We start from the raw sequence: 23249 nt of genomic DNA, 5'->3' as shown, positions 1-23249 counted from the left end.
TAAATATGACATAAATCAGCCTATTGAATTTGGAATCGTGTAACTTTGCACTTTAATTTTTTCTGAAATGAATGACGTTCAAAATCAAGATGACTTATATATTATTGTAGAGGATTTTTATAAAAAACTTTTAGCTGATGATAAAATCAGTTACATTTTTACTGATGTTGTCAAAATAAAGTTGGAGGAACACTTACCTATTCTAGTGACTTTTTGGTCGCAAGCTATTTTTGGAACGGGTGGATATTTTAATAATTTGACACAAATTCATTTGGATGTAAATATGAAATCCTATTTATCAAAAGAATTGTTTGAAATTTGGTTGACACATTTTGAAGCTGCCATTAACGAAAATTTTGAAGGTTTTAATTGCGAACGCATGAAAAATATGGCACACAATCTTTCAACGATTATGCAAATAAAAATCGCTCAGCAGAAAGCGGAATAATTACGACATCAATAATTTTAGCTATCTTTCTTTGTCTAATTCATAATTTATTCCACATTAACAATTGTTTCGATACAAGCAAAGGTTTTTATTAATAATTTAGTTCTATAATTTGTAAAAAATGAACATAAAAATAACAGGTTCTGGAAGTTATATTCCAACAGAAATAGTAACCAATAAAGACTTTTCAAATCATGTTTTCTTGAACGAAGATGGAACGCCGTTTCCACTTCCAAATGAGGTTATTACAGAAAAATTTTACGGAATTACTGGAATTGAAGAACGTCGTTATGCTTCTGATGATTTATTGACATCTGATATCGCTTTTATTGCAGCAAAAAAAGCAATTGAAGACTCAAAAATTGATCCTGAAACTCTAGACTACATCATATTTGCTCACAATTTTGGAAATCAAAAAAAAGGAGCTATTCAAGCAGACTTACTTCCAAGTTTGGCAACTCGTGTAAAGCACAATTTACGCATAAAAAATCCAAAGTGTGTAGCATATGATATGCTTTTTGGTTGCCCTGGTTGGGTTGAAGGTGTTATTCAAGCAACTGCATTTATCAAAGCCGGAATGGCAAAAAAATGTTTGGTTATTGGTGCTGAAACATTATCAAGAGTTACCGATCCGCATGATAGAGATTCAATGATTTATTCTGATGGTGCTGGTGCAACAATTATTGAAGCGGTTGATGGTGAAGCAGAAGGAATTCTAGCTCATGAATCGGCTACTTATGCTTATGATGAAGCCAGTTATTTATTCTTTGGAAATTCCTTTAACAAAGACCATGACCCTGATGTTCGTTACATAAAAATGCATGGTAGAAAGATTTATGAATTTGCCTTGAGCAATGTTCCAAAAGCCATGAAAGAATGTTTAGATAAAACTGGAATTGACATCAATCAAGTGAAAAAAATATTGATTCATCAAGCTAATGAAAAAATGGATGAAGCGATTATTCAACGTTTTTACAAATTATACGGACAAACGCCACCTGAAGGAATTATGCCAATGAGCATTCATAAATTAGGGAATTCAAGTGTTGCGACTGTTCCAACTTTATACGATTCTTTGATTAAAGGAAAAATTGAAAATCAAGAAATTCATAAAGGTGATGTAATTCTATTTGCGTCGGTTGGCGCCGGAATGAATATCAATGCGATTGTTTATAGAATGTAAAAGAAAGTACGAAGTAAGAAATACAAAGTACGAAGTAAAAATTAGTACATTTGCATCTTTAATTTTCAATGTTCATGTACGAAAAAACATTTCCCAATAAACGCTTTAAGCATACTTTAGAATTTTTACAAAAGCACGTTACTACATCAGAAATCATATTTGATTTAGGTGTTCCCAATCCTTTTTCAAAAATCATGGAAGAGAATGGTTATACTGTAAAAAACACCAAAGGTGAAGATTTAGACAACGACCAAACGGCTTTACAGAACGAAACTTATACGGTTTTTACAGCTTTTGAAATTTTCGAACATTTACTAAATCCTTACACTGTTTTACAAAATGTAAAATGTGATAAATTGCTGATTTCCATTCCGCTGTGTTTATGGTTTTCGCCTGCATACAGAAGCAAAACCGATATGTGGGACAGACATTATCACGAATTTGAAGATTGGCAATTGGATTGGCTTTTAGAAAAAACAGGTTGGAAAATTACTGCAAGAGAAAAATTCACACATCCAGTTAAAAAACTTGGTTTCAGACCATTGTTAAGATACTTTACTCCGAGATATTATATTGTTTTTGCTGAAAGAGTGAAAAGTAATTAGTAAATAGTGATTATCTAATGAAGTATTACATCGTCATTCCATCACACAACGAAGAATCTTTGATTTCTTTGACACTTCAATCTTTGGTAGAACAAACAGTTTTACCAACAAAAATTGTTGTGGTGAATGACAATTCTACTGATAATACTGAAGAAATTGTCAATTCATTTGTTTCAAAATATTCTTTTATATCTTTAGTTAATAAGACTTCTGATGCCATTCATTTGCCAGGAAGCAAAGTTATTCAAGCATTTCAAAAAGGATTAGAAACTTTGGATGAAAACTATGATTTTATTGTAAAAGCAGATGCCGATTTAATTTTTCCGAACAATTATTTTGAAACCATAATTAAACATTTCAAATCAAATGAACGAATTGGGATGGCAGGCGGTTTTTGCTACATAGAAAAAAATGGCGACTGGGTTTTAGAAAACCTAACTGATAAAGACCATATTCGTGGAGCATTAAAAGCTTATCGAAAAGAAACTTTCAAACAAATTGGCGGCTTAAAACCTGAAATGGGATGGGATACCGTTGACGAGTTACTTTGTAAATTCTACAATTGGAAAGTGGTTACCGATGAAAGTTTACATGTAAAACATCTCAAAACAACAGGCGCAAACTACAACAAAACAGCTCGTTACAAACAAGGAGAAGCGTTTTATTCCTTAGGATATGGATTTTGGATCACAGCTATTGCTTCCTTAAAACTGGCTATGTTGAAGAAAAAACCTTTTCTCTTTATAGATTACATAAAAGGTTTTTGGAAGGCAAAATCTTCTAAAAAACCACTTTTGGTTACTGAAGAACAAGCTAAATTTATTCGTAATTACAGACTTCAGAAGATGAAAGAGAAACTATTTTAAGTTAAAATCTCACAACTCATAACTTAAAACTCATAACTTCTCACTATTTTTGACCATATTTTAAAACTATGATGTTAATTCGTTATTTAACGCAAATAGGCCGGTATTTTTTAATGCTGAAAGAAGTCTTCAATAAACCCACAAAATGGTCGGTTATGAGAGGATTAATTTTCAAAGAAATAGACGATTTAATAATTGATTCCCTTGGAATTGTTGCTTTTATTTCCTTTTTCGTTGGAGGTGTTGTTTCTATTCAAACGGCGTTGAATTTAACCAATCCATTGATTCCAAAATATTTAATTGGTTTTGCTACTAGACAATCAGTAATCTTAGAGTTTGCTCCTACTTTTATTTCCATCATTATGGCAGGAAAAATGGGTTCGTTTATCACATCAAGTATAGGAACAATGCGTGTTACTGAGCAAATAGATGCATTAGAAGTAATGGGCGTAAATTCATTAAATTATTTAGTTTTCCCTAAAATAATCGCACTTTTATTGTATCCATTTGTGATTGGAATAGCTATGTTTCTTGGTGTTCTTGGAGGTTGGATGGCTGGAGTTTACGGTGGTTTTACAGCAAGTAATGAGTTTATACAAGGAATTCAAACCGAATTTATTCCATTTCATATCACTTATGCCTTTATAAAAACAGTTGTTTTTGCTATGATTCTAGCTACAATTCCTTCTTTTCATGGTTATTATATGAAAGGTGGAGCGTTAGAAGTTGGTAAAGCAAGTACCGTTTCATTTGTTTGGACATCTGTAGTAATCATCTTGGTGAATTATATTTTAACTCAATTACTTTTAACCAATTAACCGATGATAGAAGTAAAGAACGTAGAAAAATCTTTTGGAGAATCTAAAGTTTTGAAAGGAATTTCAGCCACTTTTGATGCTGGTAAAACTAATTTAATTATTGGTCAAAGTGGTTCTGGTAAAACTGTTTTATTAAAATCATTATTAGGAATTTTTACTCCTGATGTTGGTACGATATCTTTTGATGGAAGAATTTATTCTGAACTATCTGCGGATGAAAAACGTGCCTTGAGAACAGAAATTGGAATGGTTTTTCAAGGAAGTGCTTTGTTTGACAGCATGACGGTTGAAGAGAACATTGGTTTTCCATTAAAAATGTTTACCACAAAATCTCCTGAAGAAATTAGAGAACGAGTAAACACTGTAATTGATAGAGTTAATTTAGTTAATGCCAATCATAAAAAACCTTCAGAAATTTCAGGTGGAATGCAAAAACGTGTTGCTATTGCAAGAGCTATTGTAAACAATCCAAGATATCTTTTTTGTGACGAACCCAATTCAGGATTAGATCCAAAAACGGCTATTGTAATTGATAATTTGATTCATGAAATTACTGTTGAATACAATATAACAACAGTTGTAAATACTCACGACATGAACTCCGTTATGGAGATTGGAGACAAAATCATTTTTCTTAAAAATGGAATTCTTGCATGGGAAGGTTCCAAAAAAGACATCTTCAAAACTGATAATGAAGCTATAGTTGATTTTGTTTATTCTTCTAACTTGTTTAAAAAAATTAGAAAAGCACAAAATAAAGAAGAATAGTTTAGTACTCTCTTACCAAATAAACCCAACCTGTTTTTGGTTCGCTATTTTCAAAATTAATCAAATAATAATAAGTTCCGTCTGGCAATAATTTGTCACTATTCTTTTGTTGTCCATGCCATTGGTCAATATAATTTTCTTGTTCATATACAACCATTCCATAGCGATTAAAAATCTTTATCTCACGAATTCCTGTAAATCCTGATAAATCAAAAGAGTCATTAAGACCATCACCATTTGGAGATATCCCATTTGGAATAGTACATAATGTGCTTAAAACTTCCACTGATTGAGACGTGCTACATCCATCGATATTTGTAATAACAACAGAATAAGTTCCTTTTGGTTTGTTTGAAATTTGAATTGGATTTATTGTACTAGTAAAACCATCAGGACCTGACCACAAGAAAGTATCAGAGTTTGAAAATGTTCCATTAGCAGACACTGCGGTAATTGTGAAATTATTATTAATACAATTAGCTTCTATAGTAAATTGAGGAATAGGTTTTACCAAAATTGTTTTAGTTGTTGAAGAGGTACAACCATTTAAATTAGCTGTAACCGTATAATTTCCAGATAAAATTGTGGTACTATCGTTAAAAACCAAATTCTGAGTAGTAGCCGTAAAACCATTAGGTCCAGTCCATTGATAAGTTGCATTTGGTATAGTTTCTGTAAAAAACTGAATATCATCACCACTACAATAATTAGAATCAACATCTACAATTGGATCCATCGGAATAGGATTAAAAGTAATTGATACAAAAGATTCATCTATAGCATTACAAAATCCTGAAACCGTATATTTAAAATTGTAGACTCCATAAGGAATTCCAAGTGGTAGCCAATTACTTCCTGATAACATACCGCTATTTGTAATTTCTTGCCAAACGCCTCCTGTGTCGTAAGTTCCGTTCAATAATGTAAATAAATTAACTGAATTTGATGTTCCGCAAAGCACCAAATTTCCATCCAAACCAGCGTTGGGAATTGTACTCAAAGGAATTGTATAGGACAAAATTCTATCAACACAAGAACCTGGAATTGTTGAATAAATTCTAACATAATAAGTTCCTGCATCTGTAACTCCATTAAATGGATTGAAAGTTAAAACATTTGTAGTACTTAAAATAGTAGTCGTATTTGTTCCTTTCCACCATTGATAATTTAAAAAAGAAAATGCCTGAACCGACAACTCGCCTGATTGACCTTGACATAAATTACTAGGTGTTATTGAAGGTTCTGGCAAAGTCGTTATATCAAAAAGTCGATTAACAATATTACCACAAGTATCTTGAACTTGAAAATTATAAATTCCGGGTTGAAGTCCAGAAAAAATATTTGAAGTACCATTATTAACTAAAAAAGGCAAACCGTCTTTTGAAGTTATTCTATAGGTTAATGGAGGAATTCCATTGGCAACAATTATAATTTGTGTCCCTTGATTGACGCAAGGTAGCGCGTAAGCTGCTGTTATTTGCAACCCACCATTATATTCAAAACTTCTTATGTTTTCTATACATTTTAACAAACTTGGACTTCCATTAGAAAAATATTCATAAGTTTTCAAAATTCTAAATTGCCCAGTAGCAGCTATGTTTAAATTTGTGGTATTGTTTATTAAGTTAATTGAATTACTTGAACTAGGCATTGAGTTAGTTGGATATACTACTCCAGTTGTTGGATGCACCCATTGTCCTGTTATAGAATTGTATTTTTGTAACCAAAACTGTGATAAATATGCACTATTATCATTATAATTTAATACTAAATCAAACGAGCCACAATTTGAAACAACCTGAATATCCTCGGTAGTTGTATGGTATCCGGTTAATAACCTAGTTTCTGTTCTTTCTACATTACAAATATCTTTAGAATAGAAAGTATAGGTTCCTTCTGGTAAAGAATTCATATAAAATATGCCATTGGCGGCAATATTAAAACTAACATTATAAGGTAACGGAAATGAAAAAGTCGAAGGTGCTGCAATAATAGTTACTACTTGAAGAGGTCCGTTTGGACTTATTAATCCTATAGAATCAAAACCTACTCCACAACCTTTTCTATCCAATAACACTAATGGATCATTAGAAACTACATTAGAAATAGTAGCTGTTAAAGTGTATACCTGATTACAATTATCTGTTATCGCTAAAGTATAATTTCCTGCTGGTAAATTAGTTATCTGAACATACATACTATTTGGATTGGCTAAAGGAACCAAATAAGGTAATGTTTGGTTCAAAGCCGATGGCGCACTGGTAATTCTAATTGAGGATATTGTCCCACCAGCACTTGTAACCGTTATAATTCCATCATTAGAAGTGCAACCGGGAAAACTATTTCCAGCTGCTGTCATTGATACCACTCTTGGCAAAATTATTATTTCATATTGAAAACTATTGCCACACACATCAGTCCCTGTAAAATTGTATGTTCCAGAAGGTAACTGCATTGTAAAAACACCTGAGTTTATATTAAAAGAAACATTGTAAGGAAAAGTTTGATTTATTGTTGAAGGTCCGCTCGTCATTATAACAGACGTAACTAATGGACCGCCATTTGGTATTCTTACAATTGCTTCACCAGCACATGAATCAGGAACTGGCACAACTTCAAATCCGGGTAAAACAGCTACTATTGAGACCTGAGTTTGTACTGTTCTTCCGCAAGCATCAACAATCTGAATAGTGTAGTTACCAACAGGTAAATCATTTATACTGTTTGAACTATAAACTAAAACACTTGAATTAAATGGCCCAGGATGGTTGCTATTAAAAAGTGTAGGATTAAAACCAGCAGGTGCTGAAATAAAACTTGTTGTATAAGGCGGTAAAAAATCACAAAGTGAAACTTCTATTCCAGTAATGCAATTGGCATACAATTGCTGTGAATTAGCACTAAGTTGCCCAAAAATTGGAATAGCATTGTTAGAATAAATGTTGCCACAAGCATCAGTTACTTGTATATTAAAAGTATAATTTTGAGCATGAAAAAAAGGAACAATTAAAGACACTAATTGACTATTAGAACTTCCAGAACTCAAAGTTTGACTTTGAATAATTGGAGCACCACCAGAAGGCGGAAATGTTGTAGTTTGAATTGTAAGCGGATATCTTATTGAAGTATTTAAATCAGCCGTTACTAAAAAGGTACCTGATATTGTATTGCAAGTATTTAATGCACAGGTTTTGATAAAGTTACCTAAAGTTAGATTAGGCGGATTAGTAAAACTTAAGGTATAGGTCTGAACAACTCCTTCACCACAAGCATCGTTAACTCTAATGTTATAGGTTCCAGGCCCTAATCCAGCAAACATATTTGAAGCTTGTGGTGGTCTTATTACTGGTCCAGAAGTTATTTCATAAGTTACTGGATTTCCTGTTAAAACAGTCGCTACTATTGTTCCAATTGCACAACTTGTTTGCAAACTTGAAACTTGATAAGTAAGTAAAACTCTTGTATCATTTATTTGAATGCTTTGTTGGGCAGTGTTAGATAAATTACCCAACGTTTGAGTTGCAATAACTGTATAATTACCTGATTGCAATCCTGTAAAGGTTGTATTGGAAGTTGTCGCAATCGGAGTAGTTACATTTGGCAACAAATAAATTGAATAAACAATTGTTGCTCCTGGTGTGGTATTTTGAACATTAAAACTCAAGGAACCATTGCCTGTACAAGCCTCATCTGTTTTTGTTACAACCAAACTAAAACTTGACAATTGTGCAAATGAAAATTGGAAAAAAAATACAAGAAAGAAAATTAGATGTAATTGATTTTTAGTTCTTGTGCCTTTCATAAATTGTATTTTTTACATTAGATGTATAAATTTACAAAAGGTTGCGCTATTTTTTATAAAATTACTTACAAATTATTTGCTAAACCTGTTATTCGTTTAATATCCTGCTCTTTAGATTTTGGATAAATCATTAAAACTCCTTCTTTGTCAACTATGATGTAATCATGCAAACCATCTACAACTATAATCTTATCAGCATCGGAACGAATTATATTGTTTGAGGCATTTTCTAAAATAACTTTGGCATTAATAACTCCATTATTATTCTCATCCTTATCAATTTTTTCATGCAATTGTCCCCAAGTTCCTAGGTCATTCCAATCGAAAGTTGCTGGTAAAACATAAACATTTTTAGCGTTTTCCATTACAGCATAATCAATCGAAACATTTTCTGCAGAAGCATAGTTTTCTAAAATAAAATCTTTTTCAGAAGTTGTGTTATAACTTTCCAAACCTTGTAAAAATAAATTATTCATTTGCGGCTGAAACTTTTCAAAAGCAGAAGTTATAGATTTGGCACTCCAAATAAAGATTCCTCCATTCCAAAGGAAATTTCCTGCTTCAAGAAACGATTTTGCCGTCTCATAATCGGGTTTTTCTCTAAATTGATTTACTTTCTTAATAGGATTTACATCAGATTTATCAAATTCAATATAACCAAAACCTGTATTTGGAAATGTTGGTTTAATCCCTAAAGTCATTAAAGCATCTTCTTTTTCACAAAAATCAAAACATTGTTTCAAATTATTTGCAAACTCCTCTTCATCTTCAATCCAATGATCGCTTGGTGCTACAACCATAACCGCGTCAGGATTCAACTTTTGAATTTTTAATGATGCATATAAAATACATGGTGCCGTATTTCGCATTGCTGGTTCTAACAAAACTTGCTCTTGACTAACCATTGGCAATTGTTCTAAAACTAAATCATTATATAATTCATTGGTTAATATAAATATATTTTCCGCAGGAATTAATTCTGATAAACGACTGAAAGTTTTCTGAATCAATGTATGTCCAGAACCCAACATATCATGAAATTGTTTTGGAAATTCTGTTGTAGAAACGGGCCAAAATCGTGATCCAACACCACCAGCCATCAATATTGCGTAATAATTATTGTTCATATTTATTTTGAAGAACGAAATGTCTTCATTTTTTTAATTAGAGATACAAATATATTTATAATAAATAGGAGTTGTAACGAGATTAATACTAAAATTGAAATAATTATGTACTTATTATAATCTGGCTTATCAAATAAAAATTCACTTGATTGATATTCTAATAAATTGTAATAATTAAAATAAATAATTAGAAAAAATAAAAATATTGTTCCAAATATGTGAACCTTTGAAAGAACAGAAAATAAAATAATTTTAAATTTTTCAAAAATAAAATATAATAAGCCTATCATCATTGTAAAAAAAGAATTCATTATGTAGAAATCAACTTCACTAATAACATAATAAGTATCATATATATTAATATCAAAAGTCATCTTATAATGGACTAAAAAACTAATAACAAAAAAAATCACAGAGGTTAGAAACAATAAATAATAAGCCTTAAATTTCTTCATCTTATCCAGGAATTATTTCAACCTCAGCGTTGGCGTTAAACAAAAAAGTTCTTCCTGTGTTTACTTCAATACATTCATATCGTTTAACTCGAAGTCCTTTTTTCTGAAAAATTCTACCGTTTTTTATTCTGAACAAACTACCACTTGGTACTTCGTGAATGTAATGAACATCTGGTTTCCTTTCGTCAAATTGTTTTAAAGCAAAAGCTAATTTGCCATCAGTATCACTACTAGCAGTTGGATTTCTAAAATGATTCGCCACCAAAGGCAAAACAGAATGTGGAAAAATCTCTGGTCGAATAAAAGGAACCATCAATCTTTGAAACGTCATCTTCCACTCTACTCCATGAGGTAAAATTTTTCCTCCGTATTTTTCAAAAGCCACTAAATGGGAAATTTCGTGAACTAATGTTATCAAAAATCGGTATTTATTTAAATTGGCATTTACAGTAATTTCATGTTTACCTGAAAGTCCTTTTCGATAATCACCATGTCGCGTTTGTCGTTCGTTAACGATTTTTAAATGCACCGAATTAGCTTTGATTAATTCAAAACACAATTCGACAGCATGTTCAGGAAGGTATTTTGATAGGACTTCACTCAATTTAAAAACATTTTATGGAGTTGAACTAGAAACCTGCAATACTTTTCCATTATAAAATTTATTTCCTGTCAAAGCAAAATTGAAAATATAATCGGCCATTTCTTTTGGTGAAATTGGTGCTTCATATCCTGGAAAAGCTTCTTGTAACATTTCGGTATTTACAGCTCCGAGTGCTAAAACATTGAATGCAATACCTTGTTCTTTATATTCTTCTGCCAATAATTCTGATAAAGTAATTACGGCGCCTTTACTAGATGAATAAGCTGCTAATCCCGGGAATTTCATACTTCCTTGAATTCCGCCCATAGAACTTATTGAAACTACATGACTTCCTTTTGGCATATAAGGCAAACACGTTCTTGTTAAATTAGCTACTCCAAAAACATTTACTTTGTAAACACTTTCAAAATCTTGTTGTGTCAGCTGTGAAAAAGGTTTATTGATTAAACTTCCAGCATTATTAATTAGAATGTCTACTTTTATCCAAGTGGAAGAAATAAATTTATCAATGATATGCATTTCGTCTTCTACAGCAATATCTATAGAAAGACAAGTAATGTTTGGGTTTTCTATTAATTCTTGTGGTGTTTTTCTTGAAATGGCCAAGACTTGATGTCCGGCATTTGCAAATTGTAATGCCATTTCGTAACCAATTCCACGAGAAGTTCCTGTAATAATAATGTTTTTACTCACAATTTAAAATTGTTTTTTGATGTTCGTGACTCGAGCCATTTTGGCGAACTGATGAAATAATCTTCAATTCCATTTGTTTCTTTACTTGATGGTAAAGATAAAAAAACTATTTAGAATACTTTTTATAAAACTTAAATCCTTGTACTAATCCCAAAATTATAAATACTAAAGGAATTATTACTTTCATTAAATACTTTGCCAAAAAATCAGTTTGATTGGTTACATAATCTAAAGATAAAATCAAAACTAACATTCCTAAAAAGGTTCCGAAAATAGTTCCGAAAACGTAGAAATATTTTCTTGATTTCGAAACTTCTATATAATTTCCATTTAATAGATACAAATTCCAACTTGTCCAAAACGGAATTTGAATAAAGTTTAAACAACTTAATATTACTCCAACAACAAATGGAGAATAATCAACATATTTGTCTAAAACTGATTGTGAAGATGCTTCTTTGGAAGCACTTGAATAAAAAATATAAGCCAATAAAAACATAAAAACGATAGAAAATCCTTCAATAAATTTAATCAGTTTTTTATTTTCAATTAATTTATTAGCAAATATCAAAGTGAAATAAATTACAAAAAACTCAATTGAAATCACTCCAAGTAAATAGAAAATGGTTTCGTTTAATCCGAAACTTTTATAAACTTCATAACCCACAATATTCAAATAACCAAGCGGAATTGAGCCAATAAAACTGACTAAAAATCCGACGAATATGTTTTTTAAAATTTGCATTAAAAATTTACAATCTTATTACTTTGCTCTAAATGTAATCTATATTCTTTAATTCCTTCTTTATGAGAGAGATATGGAACTCCTTTTTTATGATTTTCAATGCTAATTTTGTACATGTAAGTAATATGTCGCGCTAATTCTTTCCAAGCAAAAAATAGAGAATGTTTTGGATCATAAATGTGAGTTGGTTCGCTTGCTGCACCATTTACTTCAACAATTGCAAAGTTCTTCCCATCTTCTAAATCAGTCCAATTATAATACATAACATCTAATCTTCCAAAGTAAAATTCTGGAATTTCTTGACACATATCGTCAATTACTTTGGTTAATTTATCTGAAATTAAATTACTTGCATCAATAAATTTTGCTCCACGAGCATGATTTCCATAAGGCACCAAATTTCGCTTCTCGCCTTTCATCAAAATATCTTTTAACAGATGCCCGTATTCCTGTTTTAATATCTTTAATTGTAAAGCATATCTCGGATTTCTTATAATTAAATCTTCTACACTAGAAATTCCGTCACCTTCAACAATTAGAAATTCTTTAGAAACAATACCTGTTACTTTCCCTTTCTTTTCACTAGGAAATCTTACATAGAAAATACCTACTTCATTTTCAAAAGGAATTAAATCTTGAATTAAATAATCAAAATTTGCATTTGAATTATAGGCTTTTAATTCTTCAAAATCGTGGATTTTCTTTACTGCTGAGCCACGCAAACCAATATCGGGTTTTGCAATAAATGGAAATTGAATATTCGAACTTTGAAAAACTGAAATTACCTTTTCAAAATCATTATTTTCTAAAATCAATTCTGTTTTTGGATAATATTTCTGTGGAATTAAATTGTAAATTTCCTTTTTGCTTTCAGCCATAAATCCACCATTTTTAATCTTAGGATTACAGGAATTAAAAAAGAAAATTGTTCGTGACTTTAAAGCATAAAAAGCCCACAAAAAATAAATAGGAATATAGACAATTTGAAACGGCCAATATTCCCAATGAAAAAGTTTATGAATAAATAATTTCAAACTAAGTTATTGTAATTGAATTAGTGAACTCTTGTTGATTTTGTAAATCGTGGTACGAAAGTACGACTTTATTTTCTTGGATAACAGTTTGTGTTATGCTCAGCGTTTTCATCTCATCGTTTCTATTGATAATCAATCCGTTCTCAGAATCATCATTTTTTGCATAACGATGAAATTGAAAAAGTTTTTCAGAAGAGACTTCATTAGAAACTATAAAATTTTGAAATAATTCAACTCTATGTTCCCTAATTTCCTTTGGATATAAAGTTGACGAAGACCAAATATGACTTTGATTTACATCTAAATTTAAAGTAGATTTTTCGATTTCATTCCAACGTAATTGATACAATTTTTTGTCCTGAAATAATACAATTGTAAAGGGTTCTATACCAAATAAATCGATAGCACTCCATTCCTCAATGGGTGAATCTGAACTTATTAAATCAAGAACAATTAATCCGCGACTTTTTCTGTAAGATGGTTTTAATTGATGTTTTTCATCGGCACCATTTAGTAATACTAAAACAGTTCCGTTCTCTGCAACAGCATACCAAGTTCCACCAGCTTTTTGGTCTTTTGGAAAATAGATGTTTTTGTTATTTACAGTGTATTTTTGAGGTTCAATTGCACTTGGACGAGCTACTTTTTCATCACGATTGTGTGTTAAAATTGCTTTTCCGTTAGAAAAAACAAAACTTACTGTGCACATTGATTTCTATATTCAATTGTAGAACGAGCTACTCCAAAATTTTCATCAATTTTAATTGAATCATTTTGTAAAACCGCCACTTTTATCAAAGCTTGGTGATGAATACAATGTTCTAAATTGTAAAGCAATTCTCGATTGTAATTACTTTCTATTTCTAAAGTCTCGCCGTCAATAACTTGGTGTAAAAGAAAATTTTTGTTTGGCTTTTCAAGGTTATTTTTTACAGTTTCAATAGCAGATTTTGCAGTTTCTGTACAGGTTTGAATAGCATAATCTCTTTTTCTGCTATCATAATTTATGACACCACTTTCATATTGATTTTCTAAACATTGAAAAAGTTCAATTATGTGACGTGTGTGCTCACCAATTGTAGCATTACTCAAGCCATGACACTGACAAGTATAATCATCAGCCGATAATTGAGATAACAAGTCATTTAACTCGTTTAATGTATTTTGAATAGAAGGGATTAACATATATATAGCATCTTTTTTACATTTACGTTATAAAGTACAATCAAGATTATTAAAATTTAAACTTTAACAAATCTAAAAATTTGTATTTTTGATTGTAAACTAATAGTAAACAACAAAGAAACGTAATTATTGCCAAAATAAAAAGTGTTCTGATATCGTTTTAACATTTAAAAAAAACATACATGAATTAAATATAAAAAACCCTTTAAGAAAAAAGCTTAAAGGGTTTATAAATATAGTAAATTGAAGATTAAACCAATCCTCTAGAAATTACAATACGTTGAATTTCAGAAGTTCCTTCATAAATTTGAGTGATTTTAGAATCACGCATCATTCGTTCTACATGGTATTCGGCTACATAACCATTTCCTCCGTGAATTTGAACTGCTTCATTAGCAACTTCTAAAGCAATTTCAGAAGCATATAGTTTTGCCATAGCTCCAGAATGTGCAATATCTTTACCTTCATCTTTTTCGCAAGCTGCTTTCATTACTAATAATTTAGCTGCTGTAACTTTTACATACATATCAGCCAATTTGAAAGCAATAGCTTGGTGATTGAAAATTTCTTTTCCAAATGCTTTTCTTTCTTTAGAATATTTCAAAGCAATTTCATAAGCACCAGTTGCAATTCCTAATGCTTGCGATGCAATTCCGATTCTTCCACCATTTAAAACATTCATTGCAAAAGCAAATCCGAATCCGTCAGCACCAATTCTATTTTCTTTTGGAACTTTTACATCATTGAATAATAAGGAATGTGTATCACTTCCGCGAATTCCCATTTTTTTCTCTTTTGGTCCGATATCAAAACCCTCCCATCCTTTTTCTACAATAAAAGCATTGATTCCTTTATGTCCTTTTTCAACATCGGTTTGAGCAATTACTAAATAAGTTGAAGCTGTCGAACCATTTGTAATCCAGTTTTTTGTACCGTTTAATAAATAGTAATCTCCTTTATCAATTGCAGTTGTTTTTTGAGAAGTCGCATCACTTCCAGCTTCTGGCTCTGACAAACAAAAAGCACCAATAACTTCACCTTTTGCAAGAGGAACTAAATATTTCATTTTTTGTTCTTCGTTGCAATATTTCTCCATTCCAGCACAAACTAATGAGTTATTTACCGACATGATTACTGCGGCCGACGCATCTACTTTTGCAATTTCAGTCATTGCCAAAACATAGGAAACACTATCTAAACCAGCTCCACCATATTTAGGATCAACCATCATTCCCATAAAACCTAACTNCTTGCTGAATCATCAAATGCTCTTCGGTAAGATTAAAATCCATATTTTTGTATTAGTTTATTTAGTAAATCGATAATTTTAGTGTCCAAAAATAGCACATTTTCATCAATTTCTAAAACGTTTTCGTAAATTTAGCCAATGTTTAAAGAAACTTACAAAATTATAGGAGTAATGTCAGGCACTTCGCTTGACGGAATCGATTTAGCACACATCAATTTTACCATAAAAGACAACAAATGGCGTTATCAAATTTTGGAATCCGAAACCATTTCGTATTCTCATGACTGGTTAAACAAATTGAAAGTAGCCGTAAGTTTTTCTGAAGAAAATTTGATTGAATTAAATGAAAATTACACCGAACTTTTAGGAAACATAATTAAATCATTTATCGAAAGAAACTCAATTTCAAATATTGATGCCGTTTGTTCTCATGGACATACCATTTTACATCAACCTCAAAATGGTTTCACACTACAAATTGGAAATCTTCCACAAATTGCAGAAATAATTCAAGAAAAAGTCGTTTGTGATTTCCGAGTTCAAGATGTGAAATTGGGTGGACAAGGCGCACCATTAGTACCAATTGGCGATAGAATTTTATTTTCAGAATATGATTATTGTTTGAATTTAGGTGGTTTTTCTAATGTTTCATTTGAAGATAATTCAAAACGAATTGCTTTTGATATTTCGCCTGTAAACACCGTTCTAAATTTTTACTCCAATAAATTAGGATTAGATTACGATGACAAAGGAAAAATCGCTCGTTCAGGAAAAGTTGATTCTAATTTATTGAATGAATTAAATGCTTTAAATTATTACAAAAAATCGTTTCCAAAATCACTCGGTTTTGAATTTGTAAAAGAAATTGTGCTACCATTAATTGAAAAATATTCGATTTCAATTGAAGATAAAATGCATACATTTACCGAACACATTGCTTTGCAAACTTCATTAGCATTACCAAACAAAACAGGAAAAATTCTAATAACTGGTGGTGGAGCTTACAATGATTTTTTAATTGAAAGAATGCAATATCACTTACCAAATATCCAAATCATAATTCCGAATAATAAAACATTAGAATTTAAAGAAGCGTTGATTTTTGCGCTTTTAGGAGTTTTGAAATTACGAGATGAAATCAATGTTTTGAGTAGCGTTACTGGAGCGAAGATGGATCATTCATCTGGTGTAGTTTATTAAAATAGTATCAATTCTACAAAACTCACTATTTTTAAAAACCTTATATTTGCACCACAAACAAATTAACTAACTAAAAAGCAACATCTGAAACAAATTCAGATTAAATACAATGAAAGATTTACTTAAAAAATTTGAAAACAAACAACCCGAAATAGTATTCAATTGGAAAGATAGCGAAACCGAAGCCGAAGGTTGGACTGTAATCAACTCACTTCGTGGTGGCGCAGCTGGCGGTGGAACTCGTATGAGAAAAGGATTAGACATGAACGAAGTTTTATCATTGGCAAAAACAATGGAAGTGAAATTCTCAGTTTCTGGTCCGGCAATTGGTGGTGCAAAATCTGGAATCAATTTTGACCCAAATGATCCTCGCAAAAAAGGCGTTTTGCAACGTTGGTACAAAGCCGTTTCGCCTTTATTGAAAAGTTATTACGGAACTGGTGGCGATTTGAATGTTGATGAAATTCACGAAGTAATTCCCTATACAGAAGAATGTGGTGTTTGGCATCCGCAAGAAGGTGTTTTTAACGGCCATTTCAAACCAACCGAAGCGGATAAAATCAATAGAATTGGACAATTGCGTCAAGGTGTAATCAAAGTAATTGAAAACCCAAAATTCTCACCAGACGTTTTAAGAAAATATACTGTTGCTGACATGATTACAGGTTATGGTGTGGCCGAAGCAGTTCGTCATTACTACAACACTTATGGTGGTGATTTTAAAGATAAAAAAGCCATCATTCAAGGATTTGGAAATGTAGGCTCAGCCGCAGCTTTTTATCTTGCTGAAATGGGCGTAAAAGTTATCGGAATTATTGATCGAGATGGTGGAATAATAAACGAAAACGGATTCTCATTTGAAGAAATCAGACGATTATTTTTGAATAAAGACGGAAACAAATTGGTTGCCAAAAATATGATTCCATTTGAAGAAATCAATCAAAAAATATGGACTATTGGTGCAGATATTTTTGCTCCTTGCGCAGCTTCTAGATTAGTAACAAAAGACCAATTAGATAATTTAATAGGTTCAGGTTTAGAAGTGATTTCTTGTGGTGCGAATGTACCATTTGCAGATAAAGAAATTTTCTTCGGACCAATTATGGAGGAAACTGATAGCAAAGTGAGTTTGATTCCTGACTTTATTTCTAATTGTGGAATGGCAAGAGTTTTTGCTTACTTTATGGAGAAAAAAGTTCAAATGACTGACGAAGCTGTTTTTTATGACATTTCTGAAACCATAAAAAAAGCTATCGAAAAAACATACAATTTAAATAATTCAAAAATAAATATCAGCGCAACGGCATTTGAAATTGCATTAAAACAATTGGTGTAAAATGAAACCAAAAGGATTATTCCAATCATTTTTTGAAAGTGAAAAAGCTGGCGGATTGGTTTTATTAATCTGTACAGTCATTTCTCTTGTCTTGGCTAACTCTTCAATTTCAGAGGAATATATTTCTATTTGGCATTACCAAATCGGTAGTCATAGTGCTGAGCATTTGATAAATGATGGTTTGATGACCATTTTCTTTTTATTAATTGGATTGGAATTAGAACGTGAAGTATATATTGGCGAGTTATCTAAAATAAAAGACGCTATTTTACCTATTTCAGGAGCTTTGGGCGGAATGTTGATTCCGGCCTTAATTTATTTTGCTTTCAATGTTGGAACATCAACAGAGAATGGAATTGGAATTCCAATGGCTACAGATATTGCATTTGCTATTGGGATTTTATCATTATTGGGAAACAGAGTACCTGTTTCGCTCAAAATTTTTCTTACCGCTCTTGCTGTAATCGACGATTTAGGTGCTATAATTTTAATTGCACTTTTTTATACCAAAACCATTTACTTTACCAATCTAATTATCTCTCTTTCTATTTTTGGAGTTCTTCTGATAATGAACCGATTGAAAGTAACTAACTTGATTTTATATCTTGTTGGAGGAATTTTTATGTGGTATTTTATGTTAAATTCTGGAGTTCACGCTACGATCACTGGCGTTTTATTAGCCTTCGCTCTTCCTTTTGGAAATGGAAGTTCTAAAACTATTTCGTCTCAATTACAACATTGGTTGCATCATCCTGTAGCTTTTATCGTTATTCCAATTTTTGCATTGTGTAATACAGCCATTGTGATTAGCAAGGATTGGATTCACAATTTTTCTGAATCCTATTCATTAGGCATCATTTTTGGATTGGTACTTGGGAAACCAATAGGAATTTTTCTTTTTACTTATTTGTCTGTAAAATTAAAATTTACTCATTTGCCAGAGGACTTAAGTTGGAAGAAAATTATTGGCGTTGGATTTCTTGGTGGAATTGGTTTTACTATGTCCATTTTTGTTACGCTTTTAGCATTTGAAGACCATCAAATAATTACCAACTCAAAATTTATGATATTAATTGGTTCTTTGATTTCTGGCTTAATTGGTTTTATTTGGCTAAAGAAAAGTTTATCAAATGTTAATCCCTTGCACGAAGAATAACAATTTTTAGTATATTTCGACGTTAAAACATATAAAACAGTACTAATGAGTTTAGATTCTACACCTGCTGACAAAAGAAAATCGCTAATAATCGCGACACTTATCTATGCTGTATTGCTATTGATTATGTTTTTCATACGCTTTTGGCCTCCATCTGATGCTGAATTGTTAACAATGGCTGGCGGCGGTGGCGGTGGTGGCGTTACTGTTAACTTTGGAGATACTGACTTTGGTTCTGGTGCAGACTATCAAAGTAAAGAGTTAGATGTTAAAGAAGTTTCAAAAAACAATGAAGCACAACCAACTCCTTATGAAGATATAATTTCTGAAGATACTGATGCTGATAAAACAGATGCTGTAATTCCGAAAACAAAACCAGTAAAAAACCCAAAACCAATTGTAAAACCGGAAATTAAAAAACCTGTTGAAGTAAAAAAACCTGTTAAAAAAGTTGATGATGCTTTAGCCAATATCTTAAAAGGAAATAAAAAAGGTGGTGATGGAAACAGCGGAACTTCAGGAAATCAAGGACGTGCTAATGGCGACATCAACTCTAGCGGTTATTCAGGAACTGGTGGTTCTGGTGGCGGAACTGGTGGTGGAAACGGACCTGGCAATGGGACAGGAACAGGGCCTGGAAGCGGTTCAGGAAGTGGTGGCGGAAACGGAAGTGGTAATGGTTTAGGAAACGGTTCTGGATATGCTTTAAATGGTAGAAAAGCATTAGAAAAACCTAATCCATCAAATAATTGTAATGAAGCTGGTAAAATTGTAGTGGAAGTAACAGTTGATAAGAATGGAAAAGTAATAAGTGCCGAAAGAAAAAGAGGTGTTTCGGGAGCAAGCGTGAGTAGTTGCTTAATGGCAGAGGCAAAAAAAGCCGCATTGAATACAAAATGGTCTCCTAGTCCTACAGGTGCAGAAAAACAAGTTGGAACCATAACTTATAATTTTAGCTATGAATAAATATTCAATACAATGGCTATCTAGTCTTGATTACTTCACATAACTTTTATTTCAATTGGAGTTCAGTGAACTTCGTTTGAAATGAAAATAAAAAATGCTTCCATTGTTTGGAAGCATTTTTTATTGTAATGAAAAGCAGGAAAATGGATTGCCAATAAATCCCGAACCATTCGCTCCTATTTAGAATTATTAGTTGCTATAACAAACTTCAATTTGTTCTTCACGCCTATTTGTAATACATCAACTAAATCTTGTACTTGAAGATTAAATGGAATTCTAACCATAACTGTCTGGTCTTTAGCATCACCCATTTGAGCTAGCAAAGAAGCTTCAAGTTGATCGAAAGCTACTTCTTGTTTGTCAAGATAAAATCGTTTATCTTCTGTTACGGACAGACTTATAAGTTGCTTGTTTGTCTTCTCACTTGTTTTAGACTTTGGTAACGTCATTTTTATCACATTAGGATTTGCCAATGTGGAAATGATTAAGAAAAACAACAACAAGAAAAACATGATGTCGCTCAAAGATGATGTAGCGACTTCTGCATGAAATCGTTTATTTCGTTTTACCATTTGGACGTTGAATTATGTTAACAAAATCAAGTACTTGTTTTTGAATTGCTAAGGTGAAACTATCAATTCTACCATTATATAAGTGATAAGCTGAATAAGCAATAATACCAACAACTAATCCTGCTCCCGAACTAATCATTTTTTCATACAAACCACCTGAAATATTACCTATACTAATATCTTCCGTTTGAGAAATACTGTAGAAAATTTTAATAACTCCTGAAATAGTTCCAATAAAACCAAAGGTTGGTGCAATACCTGCAATAAGTCCTAATTGACCAAGTTTCTTTTCCATTTCACCAACTTCAATATTAGCAGCACGCTCCATATTTGATTCAATTTCTGAAATTGGTCTTCCAATAGTAAGTATACCTTCTCTAAGCACATAACCTGATGCTGTATTACTTCTGTCGGCAACCGAAACTGCCATATCAATATTTCCTGCATTCAAATTATCACGAATATCTCTAATCAAATTTGGATCAATCACAGCGCGCTTTTGGATATATAAAAAACGTTCAATAATTATATAAAAGGTATAAAAAAGCAAAAGAGCGATTGGAATAAGGAAAAAACCTCCTTTTAAAATAAATCCTAAAACGGAAATTTCAGTTGTATTTACAGTGCCTTCAATTACTGCTCCTGTAGCTTGTGCGATGGTATCATTTTGGACTTGTAGAAAAAAATTAATCATATAAATTAGATTTTTGATTTAGTTGTTAAAAATAATCTCAAATTTGCACTAAAGATAAATTCTAATACAATATTAAACTACAAAATTGGGAAAATATTTTGTTTTAAGATTATTTTATTAAAAAGAAATGAACTATCAAGAAACTATAAATTGGATGTTTAGCCAACTACCTATGTATCAAACACAAGGTGCATCGGCATATAAAGAAGATTTAACAAACACGCTGTTACTTGCTGAGCATCTTAATCATCCTGAATGTGATTTAAAATGTGTTCATGTAGCTGGAACAAATGGAAAAGGCTCTACTTCTCACCTACTAGCATCCGTTTTACAAGAGGCAGGCTATAAAGTTGGACTTTATACATCACCACATTTAAAAGATTATAGAGAAAGAATCAAGATAAACGGTAAAGAAATTTCAAAGGAATTTGTATGTGAATTCATTTCAAAAAATAAATCTTTCTTTGAAGAAAACCAATTAAGTTTCTTCGAAATGACCGTGGGACTAGCTTTTGAATATTTCAAAAAAGAAAAAACGGATATCAATATAATTGAAGTTGGAATGGGTGGAAGATTAGATTCAACCAATATTTTAAATCCATTAATTTCAGTAATTACAAATATTGGTTTAGATCACACACAATTTCTAGGAAACACATTAGAAGCTATTGCATTTGAAAAAGCTGGAATAATTAAAAATACCGTTCCAATAATAATAGGTGAATATAAAAAAGAAACAAAAAATGTTTTTCTAAATAAAGCCAAAGAAACCAATTCTGATATTTTCTTTGCATCAGATTTAATTAAGGAGACATATCAATCAGAATTATTGGGTGATTATCAAACTCATAATAAAAAAACTGTTCTTCAAACCATTAAAGTTTTACAAAGTCAAAATAAATTTAAAATAACTGAGGAAAACATTAGAAATGGATTACAAAAAGTAATAAAAAACACCGGATTGCAAGGAAGATGGCAGCAATTAAATGAAACTCCGAAAGTAATTTGTGATACAGCTCACAATTCACATGGATTAAAAATAGTTCTAAATCAACTCCAAAATGAAAAATTTGAACAATTACATATTGTATTAGGAGTAGTAAATGACAAAGACTTGAATGAAATTTTGCCTTTATTTCCTAAAAACGCAAAATATTATTTCTGCAAACCAAATATTCCAAGAGGATTAAATGCAGAAATTTTACAAAAAAAAGCTGCGGATTTTCAATTAAACGGAAAAGTATATAATTCTATTTCAAACGCTTATCAAGAAGCTTTGAAATCATCTACCAAAAAAGACTTTATATACATAGGCGGAAGTACTTTTGTGGTAGCAGAAGTTTTATAAAAAATGTTTGCAGAATTAAAAATAAGCCTTATATTTGCACCCTGATTAAGAGAAATCATAATCATGATAAAAGGGCGATTAGCTCAGCTGGTTCAGAGCACCTCGTTTACACCGAGGGGGTCGGGGGTTCGAACCCCTCATCGCCCACAAAAAAAGACAAATTCATTTTTTTGAATTTGTTTTTTTTTGTCCTTCTCTAAAAGCAATTAATTTATTATGCATTATCAAATTTCTTATATTAAATAAAAAAACTCCTCATTTTTGAGGAGTTTTTTTGTTTGTTTAATATGTTGTTTTTTTATCTTTTTAATGAGAAATGGGCTTTAAATTGTTTCATTGCACCAGCTTCAGGATAGTCAACTGTAAACCAGTAATCCGTTGATGGCATTAGGTTT

General features: G+C 31.4%; 21 protein-coding genes, 1 tRNA gene and 1 pseudogene. 12 read left to right on the top strand and 11 right to left on the bottom strand.

Translation table 11 applies throughout. The features are described 5' to 3' along the window. Positions 1-67: 67 nt before the first annotated feature. The 6 genes from ABD771_RS03635 (at position 68) to ABD771_RS03610 (ending at position 4688) form a co-directional block, all read left to right on the top strand. Positions 68-448 carry a group III truncated hemoglobin gene (locus ABD771_RS03635; protein WP_345090808.1) on the top strand — a complete coding sequence of 127 codons (381 nt, stop codon included), beginning with the start codon at positions 68-70 and terminating at the stop codon, positions 446-448. Between the two features lie 121 nt (positions 449-569). Further along, positions 570-1631, top strand: coding sequence for a 3-oxoacyl-ACP synthase III family protein (locus tag ABD771_RS03630; RefSeq protein WP_345090805.1), 1062 nt, complete (start codon positions 570-572; stop codon positions 1629-1631). A gap of 74 nt (positions 1632-1705) precedes the next feature. Next, positions 1706-2236, top strand: a complete 531-nt coding sequence (locus ABD771_RS03625) for a methyltransferase (RefSeq protein WP_345090803.1) — start codon at positions 1706-1708, stop codon at positions 2234-2236. Between the two features lie 17 nt (positions 2237-2253). After that, entirely contained in the window at positions 2254-3102 is an 849-nt protein-coding gene (locus tag ABD771_RS03620; RefSeq protein WP_345090800.1) for a glycosyltransferase family 2 protein, read from the top strand. 68 nt (positions 3103-3170) lie between these two features. Continuing rightward, on the top strand, positions 3171-3920 hold the full coding sequence (locus ABD771_RS03615; RefSeq protein ID WP_345090797.1) for an MlaE family ABC transporter permease: 750 nt from the start codon (positions 3171-3173) through the stop codon (positions 3918-3920). Between the two features lie 3 nt (positions 3921-3923). Next, the gene (locus ABD771_RS03610) at positions 3924-4688 is read left to right on the top strand and encodes an ABC transporter ATP-binding protein (protein ID WP_298308861.1); all 765 of its coding nucleotides are present in this window, start codon (positions 3924-3926) and stop codon (positions 4686-4688) included. A 1-nt stretch (position 4689) separates the two neighbouring features. Here ABD771_RS03610 and ABD771_RS03605 read toward each other — a convergent pair whose 3' ends face one another. From ABD771_RS03605 to ABD771_RS03565, 9 genes and pseudogenes are all read right to left on the bottom strand, one after another. Beyond that, positions 4690-8490, bottom strand: a complete 3801-nt coding sequence (locus ABD771_RS03605; protein WP_345090794.1) for a T9SS type B sorting domain-containing protein — start codon at positions 8488-8490, stop codon at positions 4690-4692. Between the two features lie 65 nt (positions 8491-8555). Further along, positions 8556-9617: a mannose-1-phosphate guanylyltransferase gene (locus ABD771_RS03600; protein ID WP_345090791.1), complete on the bottom strand. Its 1062-nt coding sequence runs from the start codon at positions 9615-9617 to the stop codon at positions 8556-8558. A 456-nt stretch (positions 9618-10073) separates the two neighbouring features. Continuing rightward, a complete protein-coding gene (locus ABD771_RS03595; protein WP_345090788.1) occupies positions 10074-10676 on the bottom strand; it encodes a SprT-like domain-containing protein in 603 nt (200 codons plus the stop codon). A 12-nt stretch (positions 10677-10688) separates the two neighbouring features. Continuing rightward, a complete protein-coding gene (locus ABD771_RS03590) occupies positions 10689-11318 on the bottom strand; it encodes an SDR family NAD(P)-dependent oxidoreductase (protein WP_425556442.1) in 630 nt (209 codons plus the stop codon). Positions 11319-11475: 157 nt separating this feature from the next. Next, entirely contained in the window at positions 11476-12114 is a 639-nt protein-coding gene (locus tag ABD771_RS03585; RefSeq protein WP_345090785.1) for a hypothetical protein, read from the bottom strand. Beyond that, a complete protein-coding gene (locus tag ABD771_RS03580) occupies positions 12114-12992 on the bottom strand; it encodes an ATP-grasp domain-containing protein (RefSeq protein ID WP_345090782.1) in 879 nt (292 codons plus the stop codon). Before ABD771_RS03580 ends, ABD771_RS03585 begins: the two co-directional genes overlap by 1 nt. 157 nt (positions 12993-13149) lie before the next feature. Continuing rightward, positions 13150-13857, bottom strand: a complete 708-nt coding sequence (locus ABD771_RS03575) for an NRDE family protein (RefSeq protein WP_345090780.1) — start codon at positions 13855-13857, stop codon at positions 13150-13152. Beyond that, positions 13845-14333: a DinB family protein gene (locus ABD771_RS03570; protein WP_345090777.1), complete on the bottom strand. Its 489-nt coding sequence runs from the start codon at positions 14331-14333 to the stop codon at positions 13845-13847. Before ABD771_RS03570 ends, ABD771_RS03575 begins: the two co-directional genes overlap by 13 nt. 250 nt (positions 14334-14583) lie before the next feature. Continuing rightward, a pseudogene (locus ABD771_RS03565) lies at positions 14584-15625 on the bottom strand (acyl-CoA dehydrogenase family protein). Between the two features lie 95 nt (positions 15626-15720). Here ABD771_RS03565 and ABD771_RS03560 point away from each other — a divergent pair. The 4 genes from ABD771_RS03560 (at position 15721) to ABD771_RS03545 (ending at position 20240) form a co-directional block, all read left to right on the top strand. After that, complete coding sequence (locus ABD771_RS03560) at positions 15721-16782, top strand: anhydro-N-acetylmuramic acid kinase (protein WP_345090775.1); 1062 nt, start codon at positions 15721-15723, stop codon at positions 16780-16782. A 109-nt stretch (positions 16783-16891) separates the two neighbouring features. Continuing rightward, positions 16892-18118: a Glu/Leu/Phe/Val dehydrogenase dimerization domain-containing protein gene (locus ABD771_RS03555; protein ID WP_345090773.1), complete on the top strand. Its 1227-nt coding sequence runs from the start codon at positions 16892-16894 to the stop codon at positions 18116-18118. 1 nt (position 18119) lies between these two features. Beyond that, entirely contained in the window at positions 18120-19274 is a 1155-nt protein-coding gene (gene nhaA / locus ABD771_RS03550; RefSeq protein WP_345090770.1) for a Na+/H+ antiporter NhaA, read from the top strand. A gap of 45 nt (positions 19275-19319) precedes the next feature. After that, complete coding sequence (locus ABD771_RS03545) at positions 19320-20240, top strand: energy transducer TonB family protein (RefSeq protein WP_345090767.1); 921 nt, start codon at positions 19320-19322, stop codon at positions 20238-20240. 176 nt (positions 20241-20416) lie between these two features. On the opposite strand, the gene ABD771_RS03540 is transcribed toward ABD771_RS03545, so the two are convergent. Together ABD771_RS03540 and ABD771_RS03535 are read right to left on the bottom strand one after the other, a co-directional pair. Continuing rightward, on the bottom strand, positions 20417-20812 hold the full coding sequence (locus tag ABD771_RS03540) for an ExbD/TolR family protein (RefSeq protein ID WP_345090764.1): 396 nt from the start codon (positions 20810-20812) through the stop codon (positions 20417-20419). After that, positions 20796-21506 (bottom strand): MotA/TolQ/ExbB proton channel family protein, encoded by a 711-nt coding sequence (locus ABD771_RS03535; RefSeq protein WP_425556441.1) that lies wholly within the window; start codon positions 21504-21506, stop codon positions 20796-20798. The genes ABD771_RS03540 and ABD771_RS03535 overlap by 17 nt, the downstream gene beginning before the upstream one ends. A 127-nt stretch (positions 21507-21633) precedes the next feature. Between ABD771_RS03535 and ABD771_RS03530 the strand changes: the two genes are divergently transcribed. Both ABD771_RS03530 and ABD771_RS03525 read left to right on the top strand, forming a co-directional pair. Next, positions 21634-22854: a bifunctional folylpolyglutamate synthase/dihydrofolate synthase gene (locus ABD771_RS03530; RefSeq protein WP_345090761.1), complete on the top strand. Its 1221-nt coding sequence runs from the start codon at positions 21634-21636 to the stop codon at positions 22852-22854. A gap of 72 nt (positions 22855-22926) precedes the next feature. Further along, positions 22927-23001: transfer RNA gene (locus tag ABD771_RS03525), tRNA-Val, on the top strand. The last annotated feature ends 248 nt before the right edge of the window (positions 23002-23249 follow it).

It is taken from the genome of Flavobacterium chungnamense, assembly GCF_039539165.1.
GTDB lineage: Bacteria > Bacteroidota > Bacteroidia > Flavobacteriales > Flavobacteriaceae > Flavobacterium > Flavobacterium chungnamense.
This window is presented reverse-complemented; position numbering and strand designations above follow the sequence as displayed.

Bases quoted from the DNA above. Each gene is read 5' to 3' on its own strand.
- ABD771_RS03635 (WP_345090808.1), top strand. From the start codon at position 68: ATGAATGACGTTCAAAATCAAGATGACTTATATATTATTGTAGAGGAT.
- ABD771_RS03630 (WP_345090805.1), top strand. From the start codon at position 570: ATGAACATAAAAATAACAGGTTCTGGAAGTTATATTCCAACAGAAATA.
- ABD771_RS03625 (WP_345090803.1), top strand. From the start codon at position 1,706: ATGTACGAAAAAACATTTCCCAATAAACGCTTTAAGCATACTTTAGAA.
- ABD771_RS03620 (WP_345090800.1), top strand. From the start codon at position 2,254: ATGAAGTATTACATCGTCATTCCATCACACAACGAAGAATCTTTGATT.
- ABD771_RS03615 (WP_345090797.1), top strand. From the start codon at position 3,171: ATGATGTTAATTCGTTATTTAACGCAAATAGGCCGGTATTTTTTAATG.
- ABD771_RS03610 (WP_298308861.1), top strand. From the start codon at position 3,924: ATGATAGAAGTAAAGAACGTAGAAAAATCTTTTGGAGAATCTAAAGTT.
- ABD771_RS03605 (WP_345090794.1), bottom strand. From the start codon at position 8,490: ATGAAAGGCACAAGAACTAAAAATCAATTACATCTAATTTTCTTTCTT.
- ABD771_RS03600 (WP_345090791.1), bottom strand. From the start codon at position 9,617: ATGAACAATAATTATTACGCAATATTGATGGCTGGTGGTGTTGGATCA.
- ABD771_RS03590 (WP_425556442.1), bottom strand. From the start codon at position 11,318: ATGGCATTACAATTTGCAAATGCCGGACATCAAGTCTTGGCCATTTCA.
- ABD771_RS03585 (WP_345090785.1), bottom strand. From the start codon at position 12,114: ATGCAAATTTTAAAAAACATATTCGTCGGATTTTTAGTCAGTTTTATT.
- ABD771_RS03580 (WP_345090782.1), bottom strand. From the start codon at position 12,992: ATGGCTGAAAGCAAAAAGGAAATTTACAATTTAATTCCACAGAAATAT.
- ABD771_RS03575 (WP_345090780.1), bottom strand. From the start codon at position 13,857: ATGTGCACAGTAAGTTTTGTTTTTTCTAACGGAAAAGCAATTTTAACA.
- ABD771_RS03570 (WP_345090777.1), bottom strand. From the start codon at position 14,333: ATGTTAATCCCTTCTATTCAAAATACATTAAACGAGTTAAATGACTTG.
- ABD771_RS03560 (WP_345090775.1), top strand. From the start codon at position 15,721: ATGTTTAAAGAAACTTACAAAATTATAGGAGTAATGTCAGGCACTTCG.
- ABD771_RS03555 (WP_345090773.1), top strand. From the start codon at position 16,892: ATGAAAGATTTACTTAAAAAATTTGAAAACAAACAACCCGAAATAGTA.
- nhaA (WP_345090770.1), top strand. From the start codon at position 18,120: ATGAAACCAAAAGGATTATTCCAATCATTTTTTGAAAGTGAAAAAGCT.
- ABD771_RS03545 (WP_345090767.1), top strand. From the start codon at position 19,320: ATGAGTTTAGATTCTACACCTGCTGACAAAAGAAAATCGCTAATAATC.
- ABD771_RS03540 (WP_345090764.1), bottom strand. From the start codon at position 20,812: ATGGTAAAACGAAATAAACGATTTCATGCAGAAGTCGCTACATCATCT.
- ABD771_RS03535 (WP_425556441.1), bottom strand. From the start codon at position 21,506: ATGATTAATTTTTTTCTACAAGTCCAAAATGATACCATCGCACAAGCT.
- ABD771_RS03530 (WP_345090761.1), top strand. From the start codon at position 21,634: ATGAACTATCAAGAAACTATAAATTGGATGTTTAGCCAACTACCTATG.